This window comes from Acidiphilium sp., assembly GCF_049977125.1.
In the GTDB taxonomy this organism is placed as follows: Bacteria; Pseudomonadota; Alphaproteobacteria; order Acetobacterales; family Acetobacteraceae; genus Acidiphilium.
Window position 1 is genome coordinate 1 of the sequence record NZ_JBMFGY010000054.1, and the last position, 12048, is coordinate 12048.

The 12048-nt window shown below is 64.7% G+C and carries 14 protein-coding genes; 6 read left to right on the top strand and 8 right to left on the bottom strand.

What is annotated here, in order from left to right; genetic code table 11:
• Positions 1 to 60: 60 nt before the first annotated feature.
• Both ACP5E6_RS09980 and radC read right to left on the bottom strand, forming a co-directional pair.
• Positions 61 to 1608 carry a YifB family Mg chelatase-like AAA ATPase gene (locus tag ACP5E6_RS09980; protein ID WP_427954083.1) on the bottom strand — a complete coding sequence of 516 codons (1548 nt, stop codon included), beginning with the start codon at positions 1606 to 1608 and terminating at the stop codon, positions 61 to 63.
• Complete coding sequence (gene radC / locus ACP5E6_RS09985; RefSeq protein WP_427954084.1) at positions 1605 to 2516, bottom strand: RadC family protein; 912 nt, start codon at positions 2514 to 2516, stop codon at positions 1605 to 1607. The genes ACP5E6_RS09980 and radC overlap by 4 nt, the downstream gene beginning before the upstream one ends.
• Positions 2517 to 2582: 66 nt before the next feature.
• On the opposite strand from radC, the gene ACP5E6_RS09990 reads away from it, so the two are divergent.
• From ACP5E6_RS09990 to rplT, 5 genes are all read left to right on the top strand, one after another.
• Positions 2583 to 2933 (top strand): RidA family protein, encoded by a 351-nt coding sequence (locus ACP5E6_RS09990; protein ID WP_427954085.1) that lies wholly within the window; start codon positions 2583 to 2585, stop codon positions 2931 to 2933.
• Between the two features lie 312 nt (positions 2934 to 3245).
• On the top strand, positions 3246 to 4142 hold the full coding sequence (locus tag ACP5E6_RS09995; RefSeq protein WP_427954086.1) for a CHAP domain-containing protein: 897 nt from the start codon (positions 3246 to 3248) through the stop codon (positions 4140 to 4142).
• A 59-nt stretch (positions 4143 to 4201) separates the two neighbouring features.
• Positions 4202 to 5074 (top strand): NAD(P)-dependent oxidoreductase, encoded by an 873-nt coding sequence (locus tag ACP5E6_RS10000; protein WP_427954087.1) that lies wholly within the window; start codon positions 4202 to 4204, stop codon positions 5072 to 5074.
• Positions 5075 to 5296: 222 nt separating this feature from the next.
• The gene (rpmI, locus tag ACP5E6_RS10005; protein WP_427954088.1) at positions 5297 to 5500 is read left to right on the top strand and encodes a 50S ribosomal protein L35; all 204 of its coding nucleotides are present in this window, start codon (positions 5297 to 5299) and stop codon (positions 5498 to 5500) included.
• Positions 5501 to 5512: 12 nt separating this feature from the next.
• The gene (gene rplT, locus ACP5E6_RS10010) at positions 5513 to 5869 is read left to right on the top strand and encodes a 50S ribosomal protein L20 (RefSeq protein ID WP_427954089.1); all 357 of its coding nucleotides are present in this window, start codon (positions 5513 to 5515) and stop codon (positions 5867 to 5869) included.
• 82 nt (positions 5870 to 5951) lie between these two features.
• On the opposite strand, the gene ACP5E6_RS10015 is transcribed toward rplT, so the two are convergent.
• From ACP5E6_RS10015 to ACP5E6_RS10035, 5 genes are all read right to left on the bottom strand, one after another.
• A complete protein-coding gene (locus tag ACP5E6_RS10015; RefSeq protein ID WP_427954090.1) occupies positions 5952 to 6989 on the bottom strand; it encodes a glycosyltransferase family 4 protein in 1038 nt (345 codons plus the stop codon).
• Entirely contained in the window at positions 6973 to 7842 is an 870-nt protein-coding gene (locus tag ACP5E6_RS10020; RefSeq protein WP_427954091.1) for a UDP-2,3-diacylglucosamine diphosphatase, read from the bottom strand. The genes ACP5E6_RS10015 and ACP5E6_RS10020 overlap by 17 nt, the downstream gene beginning before the upstream one ends.
• A 73-nt stretch (positions 7843 to 7915) precedes the next feature.
• Complete coding sequence (locus tag ACP5E6_RS10025; RefSeq protein WP_427954092.1) at positions 7916 to 8467, bottom strand: GNAT family N-acetyltransferase; 552 nt, start codon at positions 8465 to 8467, stop codon at positions 7916 to 7918.
• Entirely contained in the window at positions 8464 to 8874 is a 411-nt protein-coding gene (locus ACP5E6_RS10030) for a ketosteroid isomerase-related protein (RefSeq protein WP_427954093.1), read from the bottom strand. The genes ACP5E6_RS10025 and ACP5E6_RS10030 overlap by 4 nt, the downstream gene beginning before the upstream one ends.
• A 105-nt stretch (positions 8875 to 8979) precedes the next feature.
• Positions 8980 to 9489 (bottom strand): GNAT family N-acetyltransferase, encoded by a 510-nt coding sequence (locus ACP5E6_RS10035; protein WP_427954094.1) that lies wholly within the window; start codon positions 9487 to 9489, stop codon positions 8980 to 8982.
• Between the two features lie 59 nt (positions 9490 to 9548).
• On the opposite strand from ACP5E6_RS10035, the gene ACP5E6_RS10040 reads away from it, so the two are divergent.
• On the top strand, positions 9549 to 10565 hold the full coding sequence (locus tag ACP5E6_RS10040; RefSeq protein ID WP_427954095.1) for an NADP-dependent oxidoreductase: 1017 nt from the start codon (positions 9549 to 9551) through the stop codon (positions 10563 to 10565).
• A gap of 63 nt (positions 10566 to 10628) precedes the next feature.
• Here ACP5E6_RS10040 and ACP5E6_RS10045 read toward each other — a convergent pair whose 3' ends face one another.
• Positions 10629 to 12029 carry an aldehyde dehydrogenase family protein gene (locus ACP5E6_RS10045; protein ID WP_427954103.1) on the bottom strand — a complete coding sequence of 467 codons (1401 nt, stop codon included), beginning with the start codon at positions 12027 to 12029 and terminating at the stop codon, positions 10629 to 10631.
• Between the last annotated feature and the right edge of the window lie 19 nt (positions 12030 to 12048).

Genomic DNA, 12048 nt, shown 5'->3' on the forward strand with positions numbered 1-12048 from the left:
GTTTTTTGGTTCTTTTTTGCAAAAAAGAACGGCTTGCTTCCCCCTGCCCTGCCCTTAATGTCAGCTGGCGTCTCGGGTGGTGACGAGTTTGATCGGGGGTTGGGTGAGTGGGTTGCGGCCGGGGGGGCGGTGTCGGTAGGCGAGGGCTTCGGCGATGTCGGCGCGGCGGACCAGGGGGGCGTGGTCGAGGTCGGCGATGCTGCGGGCGACCCGGAGGATGCGGGTGAAGCCGCGGGCGGAGAGGTGCAGTTTTTCGGCGGCGTGTTCGACGAAGATTTTGGCGTCGGCCATCAGGTCGATCGCATCGCCGGGGGCTTCGGCGTTGTTCGAGATTGTTTCGTTATAGCGTGTGGTCTGGAGGGCGCGGGCGGCGGTGACGCGGGCGGCGACGGTTGCGGTGGATTCGCCGATCGGCGCGTGGAGTAGTTCGGCGGGCGTGACCGGGTTCATTTCGATCACGATGTCGATCCGGTCCATCAGGGGGCCGCTGATTTTGCCCTGGTAATCCTCGCCGCAGCGGGGGGCGCGGCCGCAGGCGCGGGCGGGGTCGAACAGGTAGCCGCAGCGGCAGGGGTTCATGGCGGCGATGAGTTGAAACCGGGCGGGGTAGGTGACGTGGGCGGCGGCGCGCGCGACGGTGGTGCGGCCGGATTCGAGCGGTTGGCGCAGGGCTTCGAGGGCGGCGCGGGGGAATTCGGGGAATTCATCGAGGAACAGGATGCCGCGGTGGGCGAGCGAGATTTCGCCGGGCTTGGCGCGGTTGCCGCCGCCGGCGATGGCGGCCATGCTGGCGGAGTGATGGGGTTCGCGAAAGGGCGGGCGGGTGACGAGGCGACCTTCGTTGAGCAACCCCGCGACGCTGTGGACCATGCTGACTTCCAGCGCCTCACGCGGGGTGAGATCGGGCAGCAGGCCGGGTATTCGGGCGGCCAGCATTGATTTGCCGCCGCCGGGCGGCCCGACCATCAGGACGTTGTGACCGCCGGCGGCGGCGATTTCGACCGCGCGGCGCGCTGCCGCCATGCCGCGGACGTCCGCGAGGTCGGGTCCGCCCTCGATTCGCTCGACCGGGCCGTGGGTTGGGGCGGCGAGCGGGAAGTCGCCCTTGAAATGATTGATCAGCGCCAGGAGATCGGCGGGGGCGAGGACGCCGATGTCACCGGCCCAGCTGGCTTCGGCGCCTTGCTGTTCGGGGCAGATCAGGCCGAGGCCGCGCGCGCCGGCGGCGATTGCGGCGGGGAGGATGCCGGCCACTGGCGCCAGCCGGCCATCGAGCGACAATTCACCGAGGGCGGCGAAGCGCAGCATGTCTTCGGCGGGCAGGATGTCCATTGCGGTGAGCACGCCGAGCGCGATCGGCAGGTCGAAATGGCTGCCTTCCTTGAGCAGGTCGGCGGGGGCGAGATTGACCAGAATGCGCTTCGGCGGCAGGGCCAGCCCCATGGCGGTGAGGGCGGCGCGCACCCGTTCCCGCGATTCGCCCACGGCTTTGTCGGCCAGTCCGACGATCAGGAACACGGGCAGGCCGGGCGCGATCTGGACTTGCACCTCGACCGGCAGGGCCTCGATGCCGGAGAATGAGAAGGTTTGCACCCGCGCGATGCTCATGCGGCGCGGAGCAGCCCCTCGCGGCGGAAACTCAACCAGGCGCCTTTGCCGATGATGATGTGGTCGTGGAGTGTGACGTCGAGCAGGGCGACGGCGCGTTGGACCTCCTTGGTCATTTCGATGTCGTCGCGCGAGGGCGCGGGGTCGCCGCTGGGATGGTTATGGACGAGGATGAGCGCGGTCGCGTGGTTGTGCAGGGCGCGGGTGACCAGTTCGCGGACGTAGACCTGGGTGTGGTTGACGGTGCCGCGGGAGGCGATTTCGTCGGCGATCAGGCGGTTGCGGTTGTCGAGATAGAGGACGCGGAATTGTTCGTTGGTTTCGCGCGCCATGGCGATGGTCAGGTAGTCGATCAGCTTGTCCCAGTTGTTGAGGACCGGCGTGTTGGCCAGCTCGGCGCGGGCGAGGCGCAGGGCGGAGGCGTGGATGAGCTTGATTGCCGCGACGCTGTGGATGCCGATGCCGGGCTGCGCGAAGAGCGATTCCGGGGGGGCGGCCAGCACATCGGCGTAGGAGCCGTAATGGTTGATCAGGGATTTGGCCAGGGGTTTGGTGTCGCCTTTTTTGAAGGCGAGGAAGAGGAGCATTTCGAGCAATTCGTAGTCGGCGAAGGCATCGGCGCCGCGATCGAGCAGTTTTTCGCGCATGCGGCCGCGATGGCCTTGCGGGCCGGTGCTGGAAAACGGCGCCTCGGGTGCGAGGGAGGTTGCGCCGGGGTCGAACTGGTCACGTTCGGCGAAGCCCTTGCGGGCGAACCGGGGCGGCGCTTCCGGAAATTCGGTCTCCGAGGATTTGCGGATGCCGCGTCGTAATATCTCCCACAATCGCGCCTGTCCTTTTTGGAAATTAATCGCGTCTAGGTTGTAGATTAGGGTGGAAAAATTGGTTCTGTCCAGCGCAATCGACACGATCGGGGGTTGCGCTTGGGGCTGAGCGGTCGATAAAGCCGCTGAGCCAACCAGGAGGATCACAGGATGAGCCGGATTATTCGCACCGAAGCGACTGACATTCTTGCCAAAGTCGTGGAATATCATGGGTTTGTTTATACGCAGGGGGTTGTCGCCGGTGATCTGGGCGGTGATGTCACGGCGCAGACGCGGGATATTCTGGCGCAGATCGACGCGGCGCTTGAGATGCATGGCACGGACAACACTCGTCTGTTGCAGGCGCAGATCTGGCTGAAATCGATCGAGGATCGGGCGGCGATGAACGCGGTGTGGTCGGCGTGGTTGCCGGCGGGGGGCGCGCCGGCGCGCGCGTGTGTTGAGGCGAAGCTGGCTGATCCGCGGATTCTGGTGGAGATCATGATCACCGCGTGCCGGTGATTATTTTTTTTGACTTCTCATGCGCCGGGTTAATCGGAATTTAGGAAATTGATCATAATTTCCGGTGATCGCGCCCGGCGCGGTGAAGAATTTTTAGGAGCGTGATATTTTTGCCAGGATCGAGGATTGCAAAATTCGCAGTGCCCCCTTAACAGGAATGCAATACGAACGTAACTCCTGCCCCGGAGTCGGGGGGTTCGATGTGGCGAGCTTGTTGATGTCGGGGCGGAATGTTACGGTTTAATGGCTTGTTTGGACGATGTTTTGCTGGTTAGTGACACGACGACAGGGTGATTGAAGGATGATTGGGGCATGAGGCAGACCGGAACAGGCATCAATGGCATGGTCAGGATTCTGGGGTGTCTCTCGGCCGTATTCGGGTTCTCACATGTCAGCCATGCCAGTTCGACGCATAAACATCGGCGTCTGCCCACCCACCACGTCGAGCCGGTCCGCAAGCCTGTGGTCGGCGGGCATATCGCGGCGGTCCGGTACACGGTTCATCATGTCGTTCATCACACGATCATTCATCACGCGCTGGTTCGTCACGTCGTTGTTCATCCCGCGGTGCAACGCCTGATCCGGCGCCCGGAGATGCGGACCGCGCTCGATCACGCGGCATTCTATCATCATGCCGTCTATCATCGGATCGAGCCGCGCCGGCCGGATTACCGTCATGGTTATGCCGCGCACCGGATGCTGCACCGCTATATCCGCCGCGCCGATTACCTGTGGTGCGTTCCGTATGCGCGGGATGTGTCGCATATCGACCTTACGGGGGATGCGTTTCTGTGGTGGGCCGAGGCGGCCGGACGGTATGACCGGGGCGAGCGGCCGGAACCCGGTGCCGTGCTGAATTTCCGCTCCAGCGCGCGTATTCCGCTCGGTCATGTCGCCGTGGTCGCGCAGGTGATCAACAGCCGCGAAGTTCTGGTCGATCAGGCCAATTGGGTGCCGGATCAGGTTAGCCGCGATGTGCCGGTGATCGATGTGTCGCCGAATAACAACTGGTCCGAAGTGCAGGTTTCGATCGGGGGCGGGCGATTCGGCGCGACCTATCCGACCTATGGGTTTATTTACGACCAGCAGCCTGGCGGGGGCACGATCTATGCCGCCAATAGCGTAGCGGGCGCGCGCGGTTCCGAAGTGGCCGAGGCGCCGGTGCGCGACAAGATCCGCCTGATTGCTCCCGACCGCACGCTGCGCTGAGAGCGGCGCGCGCCGGTGCCATGCCGGGCGGCGGAGGGGGCGATGAAGAGGAGCACATGATGCGTATCGGCATGATTGGCCTGGGGCGGATGGGCGCTGCGATGGCGGCGCGGTTGCTCGAGCAAGGGTATCAGGTTCAGGGCTGGAATCGGACGGTGGCGCGGGCCGCGGCGATCGAGGGTCTGGTGGTTGGCGCCACGCCGGCCGATGTGGCGACGGAGTCGGATGTGGTGATCGTGATGCTGCTCGACGAGGCGGCGGCGCGTGCGGTCTATGATGAGCAGGACGGCGTGCTTGCCGCGGATCTGGAGGCGACCCTGATCATCGATATGAGCACGTTGAAGCCGGCCGACATGCAGGCGAATGCCGAGGCGGTGCAGGCGCGCGGCGGGGCGTTCGTGGCGTGCCCGGTGGGGGGCACGATTGGGCCGGCGCGGTCGGGGAGGCTGCTCGGCCTGGTCGGCGGGGATGAGGATGCGATCGAGCGGGCGGTGCCGGTGCTTGAGGTGTTATGCGACCGGATCGAGCGGTTCACGACGCCCGCGGCGGCGGCGGCGATGAAACTGGCGATCAACCTGCCGCTGCTGGCGGCGTTCCAGGCGCTCGGCGAGGCGGCGCTGATCACCCGCGATTTCGATATCGCGCCGGACCGGCTGGTTGCGATCATCGGCGCCAGCCCGGGTGGGGCGCCGGCGATCGGGCTGCGGCGGGCGGCGATCGTGGCGGAGATGGCGGGCGATGAGGCGGCGGTCGTTGGTTTTTCGCTGGAGGCGGCGGAGAAGGATCTGCGGTTGATCGACGAGGTTGGGCGCGAGGCCGGATTCGATCTGCCCCTGGCCGAGGCGGTGCGGAGTCAGGCCCATGACGCGGTGCGGGAGGGCTGGGGCGCGCGCGACCTCGCGGCGCTGGCGGCATTCAATCTGCGAGCGTGAGCGGGCTGCGGGCGTGAGCGGGCTGGTGTCGTGGCGCAACGCCTGAGGCGTGCATCGGACTTCTCGCGTAGGGGCGTTGGGGCGGTTGCATCGGCGGACACTTGTGCTTATAGGCCGGTCTCCAGCGCGATCCTGTCGCGAGCCCGGGCGTTTTGGCATGCCCGGCCGCACGCCGCGCACCTGCGATGCTATGTCGCGGGCATGGAGTTGAAGGAGATGAAAATGCCGAAACTGAAGACCAAATCGTCGGTCAAGAAGCGGTTCAAGATTACCGCGACTGGCAAAGTCCTGTGCGGCCATGGCATGAAGCGCCACGGTCTGATCAATCGTTCAACCAAAATGAAGCGCACCAATCGTGGCACGATGGCGCTGCCCGAGCAGGACGGCAAAACCGTCAAGCAATGGGCTCCCTACGGTCTCGGTTAAGGAAAACGCATCATGGCAAGAGTGAAACGGGGTGTAACCACCCACGCACGGCACAAGAAAGTCCTCAAACAGTCGAAGGGGTTCGTTGGCCGTTCGTCGACCAGCTATCGAATCGCGCTCGAGCGGCTCGAAAAATCGCTCCAATATGCGTATCGCGATCGGCGGGTTAAAAAGCGTGAGTTCCGCGCCCTCTGGATCCAGCGTATCAATGCCGCGGTGCGCGAACACGGGCTGACCTATAGCCAGTTCATCGCCGCGCTGAAGACCGCGAATATCGAGCTCGATCGCAAGGTGCTGTCGGCCATGGCGTTCGATGATCCGGCCGGTTTTACCGTCATCGTCGAGGCGGCCAAGGCTGTGCGGGCTTAAACTAAGGCGAGCAAGCGGTTCTTTTTTGTAAAAAAGAACCAAAAAACTTTTTGTCCTCAAGGGCTTCGGCCTTTGAGGGCGATCAGGGCGGTCTTACCGGCACCAAATTCTGCATGAACAGGGTGGCGCAGGCCTCCCAGGAAAACCGCTCGGCGAACCGGCGGCATTCCGCCCGGTCGATCGTCAGCGCCCGCAGCGCCGCCGCGCGCAAATCCTCATCGAGCACGCCGACCGGCGGCACCGCCCCGCCGATGATGTCGCGCGGCCCGCACACCGGGAAGGCTGCCACCGGCGTCCCCGAGGCCAGTGCCTCGAGGACCACGAGGCCGAACGTGTCGGTCCGGCTCGGAAACACGAACACATCCGAACTCGCGAACAGCCGCGCCAGCGCAACGCCCTGCAATGCGCCGAGGAACACTGTGCGGCTCCCGCCATACCGCTGCTCCAGCCGTGCGCGTTCCGGCCCGTCCCCAACCACCAGCCTTGTGCCGGGCAGGTCCAGATCCAGAAACGCCGCCAGATTCTTCTCGACCGCCAGCCGCCCGACCGAGAGGAAGATCGGCCGTTCATAGGCCAGCGGCGCCGCCCGCGCGGGGTGAAACTGCGCCGCGTCCACGCCGCGCGACCATAGCAGCGTGTTGGCGAAGCCATGCGCGCGCAATTCGGCCGCCAGCGAGCGCGTCGCCACCATGGTGCCCGAACCGCGCCCATGAAACCGGCGCAGCCACGCATAGGCGAGTTGCTGCGGCAGGGCGATCCGCGCCGCCAGATAATCTGGAAAACGGGTGTGATAGGCCGTGGTGAACTGCCACCCCGCCCGCCGCGCCAGGCGCGAGGCCGCAATGCCCAACGGCCCCTCGGTCGCGATATGCAGCGCATCCGGCGCGAATTCGTCGAACAGCCGTGCCATCCGGCGGCGCGGCAGTACCGAAAGCCGCACCTCGGGGTAGCTTGGACACGGCAAGGTCCGGAACCGGTCCGGCCCGACCACCAGCACCCGCTGTCCGAGCGTTTCCAACTGCGCGCTCAGCATCGACAGCGTCCGCACCACCCCGTTCACCTGCGCGTGCCACGCATCGGTGACGATCATGATGCGTGAGGTGTCAGGCAGGCGCCGCATCCAAAGTAATATACGCGGCCGCCGCATCCCGCGCGGTCTGCATCGCCCCCGCCTCGCGCGGCGCCGCCTTGCGCGGTGCCAGGAACGACAATTTGTTGAGTGCCGCCCAATCCAGCAACTCGAGCCGCCCATCCCAATGCTCGACCAGCGCGGTGCAGCTTTCGACCCAGTCGCCGTCGTTGATATAGAGGATGTCATCGACCATGCGCATTTCGGGGTGATGGATATGCCCGCACACCACCCCATCGAAGCCGCGCGCCCGCGCATCGGCCGCCAGCGCCGTCTCGAACCGATCGATCGCCTTGACCGCCTCCTTCACCTGCCGCTTCAAATACGCCGACAGCGACCAGTAAGGATAACCGAGAGATGACCGCGCCAGATTGAAATACCGGTTCAGGACCAGCGCCGCCGTATAGGCCCAGTCACCCAGCAGCGCCAGGGTTTTGGCGTAGCACACCACCGAGTCGAACTGGTCGCCATGGGTGACCAGAAGCCGCACACCCGCGGCGGTGATGTGCTCCGCCTCGGCCTGGAAGGTTACGCCGGCCATTTCGAGTCCGAGGGGCAGGAAGCGGCGGACCACTTCGTCGTGATTGCCGGGGACATAGGTGATTTTCGCGCCGTTGCGGGCGTGGCGCAGGATCGAGGTCAGGATTTCGTCGTGATGACCATCCCAGTACCAGCCGCGCTTGAGCCGCCACCCATCGATGATGTCACCGACCAGATAGATATGATCGGCGGTGTTGCGCCTTAAAAAATCAGCCAGAAAATCAGCCCGGCAGCCTCGCGTGCCGAGATGAGTGTCTGAAATGAACACGCTGCGATAGCGTGTGATCGCGGCTGCTGCTGTCATGCGCGCTCGTTACGCGATCATACCGCGTCGCACCTAATGAAACTCTGGTGACAGAATCTGGATTTTTACAAATTCATGACGATCGGTGGGCCCGCCATTCATCGCGCGTGATCGCCCAGGTCTCGGTCCTGTGACGTCCGGAGACGTAATCACGCTCGCCGGTCCACACCACGCGCATGCCCTGCCGCGCCGAGACCGCGCGGGATGCCGCATTGTCGACCGCCTTGGAGACCCGGAGTTCCGCCTGGTCCAGTTCATCGAAGTAAAACCCGGTCACCGCATCCGCCGCCTCACTAGCATAACCCTGGCCCTGATGCGCCCGCGCAATCCAGAACCCCCGGTTATCCTCGGCCGGCGGCACCGCGATCGTCACCACCCCGACCCGCGTCGCCCCCGCATCCCGCAACCGGATCGACCAGGTCATCTCCCGCCCCGCCGCGATGTTCGGCAACAACACATCCCGATAAAACACCAACGCCCCATCATCTGGATACGGCCACGGCACCCGGGCATTCAAAAACCGCACGATCTCCCAATGCGGGAATTCGGCCTGGACGAAGGGGGCGTCGTCGAGACTGACCGGGGTGAGGTGAAGCCGGGCGGTGTCGAGTTTCGGTGTCGTCATGGTTTGCTGATCTGTTTCAGCCATTCCGCGAGATTGTAGTAATTGGTGACGCGCGCGATCAGCCCGTTGTGGATTTCGAAGAAGGCGCCGGCGGCGAGGACGTAGCGCTGGCCGCGGGCTTCGGGCAGGCCGGGATCGGTGCGCAGATACTCGCCGTGGACGATGAATTCGGCGGCGGCGCGGGTGCCGTCCGCATTCGTCATCACCACGATGTCGGTGAGGCGTTCGCGGTAGGCGATGTTCATATGGTCGAGGAAGGCGGCGAATTTGTCACGTCCGACCTCGCGCGCGCCCTGGTTGATTTCATGCACGACCCCTTGTGTCAGCAGATCGAGCATTGCCTGCGCCTGACCGGCGTTGAACGCGGCGTAGTAATATTCGATCAATCGCTTCGCATCGGTCGGCATTGCAGACTCCTCCGGTTAACCCCGGCGCGTTCATCACAAGTTTACGCGCGCCCATCAAGGGTGCGGCATGGTCGATCCAACCGGAAGATGACGATGCGAGGTCGTTCACCCTTTGGGGTGGGTCTCTGGGTGAGGAAACGGTTTCACTCTGAGATCTCGTCGCAACACGATCTCATCGCGGATCGGGATGCGGTTGGCGGCGATGAGGGGGATCTCCGGTTTTAGGATGCGGGCAGCGGCAACCGCTTCGATATCAATGGCGTGAACTACAAATCCGCGCCGCTGGTAAAATCCGAGCGCGGCCAGATTGTCATTGGTCGTGGTGGCCAGGATCGCCACGCGACGCTCCGCTATGGCGCGAACCGCGAGCGCCTCGACCAATGCGGAGCCGATACCAGTGCCGGATGGTGATGCGGTCAGTGAAACGATTTCGACATCATCGCCACGCGTCCGATAGGTCAGAACGCCGATTTCAGGGACGACCAGCGCGGCGAGCGACATGAGATCGACCAGCGCACCTCCAACCGCCATATGCGACCCGCCCCAGGTCGCGCGCAGTATTGGCGCGATCCATGCGTAATCCTGAGGTGCGGCGTCGCGGGCGGTCACCGCCATCGGGCTTGATCCTTGGCGTCGTCGGACCTACCCTATACGTAATATCAGGGAGAGAAGCGATGACAGATAAGATGACAGATCATCAGAACCGGCAGTTTCGCCTTGCCCATCGTCCGGTCGGGCCTGTCAGGCGCGAGGATTTCACGTTCCGCGTCGATCCGGCGCGTGCGCCCGAGGCGGGCGAGATTATGGTTGCGGTGGAGTATATCTCGCTCGATCCGGCGATGCGCGGCTGGATGAACGAGGGCAGGTCCTACATCAAGCCGGTCGGTATCGGTGAGGTGATGCGGGCCGGGGCGCTCGGCACCGTGGTCGAGAGCAGGGCGGCGGGGTTTTCGCCCGGCGATGTCGTCACCGGCGCGCTCGGGGTGCAGAGTGTCGCGACTCTGGCGGCGAAGGATTGCGTGAAGGTCGATGCCGGTCTGGCGCCCAAGCCGCTGTTTCTCTCGGCGCTGGGCATGCCGGGCATGACCGCCTATTTCGGGCTGCTCGCGGTGGGCGAGCCGAAGCCGGGCGAGACGGTGGTGGTTTCCGCCGCCGCCGGCGCGGTTGGCGCGCTGGTCGGTCAGATCGCCAAGATCAAGGGTTGCCATGTGGTCGGCCTTGCCGGTGGCGCCGCGAAATGCCGCTATATCGTTGATGAGCTGGGGTTCGACGCCGCGATCGACTATAAATCCGAACCGGTGCCGGCCAGGCTGCGCGAGACCTGCCCCAAGGGCATCGATGTCTATTTCGATAATGTCGGCGGGCAGATCCTCGATGATTGCCTGGCCCAGATCAATCTGCGCGCGCGCATCGTGATCTGCGGCGCGATTTCGCAATATAACAATACGACCCCGGTCAAAGGCCCGTCGAACTACCTCGCGCTGCTGGTGAACCGGGCGCGGATGCAGGGCATGATCGTGTTCGATTATGCCGAACGCTATGCCGAAGGCGCGCAGGCGATGGCCGGGTGGCTGGCGGCGGGACGGTTGAAGAGCCGGGAGGATATTGTCGACGGGCTGGAGACTTTTCCGGACACGTTGCAGAAATTGTTCACCGGCGAGAATTTCGGCAAGCTCATTCTGAAGGTTTGAGCCGGATCGTCCGAGGGTGACGCGCCGGCGGCAGTCGAAGCCAGGGGCCTTGCTCTCGTCGGATCAGGTCACGGAACGGAAATGAAACGATTTTGGCCGTGTCAGGTGTTCGAACCCGATCGAGGACAGGGTGCAGCCGCGTCCTGAGTCCTTGGTGCCGACCCAGGCCAGCGTGGGATCGAGATAGTCGCAGCGGTTCATGAACACCGTGCCGGTTTGCAGCGCATCGCCGATCCGCAGCGCTTGCGCGCTGTCCTGCGTCCAGATCGAGGCGGTCAGGCCGTAGGGGGAATCGTTCATCAGATCGATCGCCGCCTGATCGGTCGGGGTTTTCATGATCCCGACCACCGGGCCGAAGCTCTCGCGGCGCATCACATCCATCGTGTGATCGACATCGACCAGAACCTGCGGCGCCAGATAGGCAGTGCCGGCGGCGCTGGCGGGAAATGCCGCCTCGTCGATCAATGCCCGCGCCCCCTGCCCGATCGCGGCCTTGATCTGGCCGCGCACGAAATCGGCGGCGGCGGCGTTGACCATGGGACCCAGCGTGGTCGCTGGATCGGCCGGGTCGCCGAGGCGGTACTGATTTGTCGCCGCCACGAAACGGTCGACGAAGGGCTGGTAGATCGCCGCATCGACATAGATCCGTTCGATCGCGCAGCAGGATTGGCCGGAATTGAAGAACGCGCCATCGACCAGATTGGCCACCGCGTGGTCAAGCACGGCATCGTGCCGCACATAGGCCGGGTCCTTGCCCCCCAGCTCGAGGCCGACGCCTGCGAATCGGTCGGCCGCCGCGCGGACCACCCGATGACCGGTTGCGACCGATCCGGTGAAGGCGACGAAATCGACCCGTTTGTCCCGCACCACCGATTCGGCGTCGTGGTTGGTCAGATGCAGGAACTGGAACACGCCTTCGGGCAGGCCGGCCGCGGCGAACGCCTCGGCGAAGCGCTCGGCGCACAGCAGGGTTTGCGGGGCCTGTTTCAGCACCACCACATTGCCCGCCAGCAACGCCGGAATCACGCTGTTGACCGTGATGAGATACGGGTAGTTCCATGCGCCGATGACATAGACCACCCCGAGCGGCTCGCGCCGGATGAACCGTTCGAACCCGGCGATCGGGGTTGGCCGCAGCGGTGCCAGGGCGGCGGGCGCCAGGTTGATCATGGTGCGGGCGCGGTCGGCGAGGCCGTTGATTTCGCCCGGGGCCTGAGCGATCGGCCGCCCCATCTGGGCGGTGATTTCGGCGGCGATCGCGTCGGATTTTTCCTGGAACGCGGCGATGAAGCGGGTGCAGATCGCCATCCGCTCGGACAGGGCGGTTTCCCGCCACGCGGGTTGCGCCGCGACCGCGCGATCGAGCGCGTGATCGATCGCCACTGCATCATGCAGTTGCCGCACCGCCACCACCCGCCCGTCGGCCGGCGCCAGAATGGTTTGAAACCCCGCTGCGTCACGCATCGCCTGTCTCCCTGCCCGT

Bases quoted from the DNA above. Each gene is read 5' to 3' on its own strand.
- ACP5E6_RS10000 (WP_427954087.1), top strand. From the start codon at position 4,202: ATGCGTATCGGCATGATTGGCCTGGGGCGGATGGGCGCTGCGATGGCG.
- ACP5E6_RS09995 (WP_427954086.1), top strand. From the start codon at position 3,246: ATGAGGCAGACCGGAACAGGCATCAATGGCATGGTCAGGATTCTGGGG.
- rpmI (WP_427954088.1), top strand. From the start codon at position 5,297: ATGCCGAAACTGAAGACCAAATCGTCGGTCAAGAAGCGGTTCAAGATT.
- ACP5E6_RS09980 (WP_427954083.1), bottom strand. From the start codon at position 1,608: ATGAGCATCGCGCGGGTGCAAACCTTCTCATTCTCCGGCATCGAGGCC.
- ACP5E6_RS10025 (WP_427954092.1), bottom strand. From the start codon at position 8,467: ATGACGACACCGAAACTCGACACCGCCCGGCTTCACCTCACCCCGGTC.
- ACP5E6_RS09990 (WP_427954085.1), top strand. From the start codon at position 2,583: ATGAGCCGGATTATTCGCACCGAAGCGACTGACATTCTTGCCAAAGTC.
- ACP5E6_RS10030 (WP_427954093.1), bottom strand. From the start codon at position 8,874: ATGCCGACCGATGCGAAGCGATTGATCGAATATTACTACGCCGCGTTC.
- ACP5E6_RS10020 (WP_427954091.1), bottom strand. From the start codon at position 7,842: ATGACAGCAGCAGCCGCGATCACACGCTATCGCAGCGTGTTCATTTCA.
- ACP5E6_RS10015 (WP_427954090.1), bottom strand. From the start codon at position 6,989: ATGCGGCGCCTGCCTGACACCTCACGCATCATGATCGTCACCGATGCG.
- rplT (WP_427954089.1), top strand. From the start codon at position 5,513: ATGGCAAGAGTGAAACGGGGTGTAACCACCCACGCACGGCACAAGAAA.
- ACP5E6_RS10035 (WP_427954094.1), bottom strand. From the start codon at position 9,489: ATGGCGGTGACCGCCCGCGACGCCGCACCTCAGGATTACGCATGGATC.
- ACP5E6_RS10045 (WP_427954103.1), bottom strand. From the start codon at position 12,029: ATGCGTGACGCAGCGGGGTTTCAAACCATTCTGGCGCCGGCCGACGGG.
- ACP5E6_RS10040 (WP_427954095.1), top strand. From the start codon at position 9,549: ATGACAGATAAGATGACAGATCATCAGAACCGGCAGTTTCGCCTTGCC.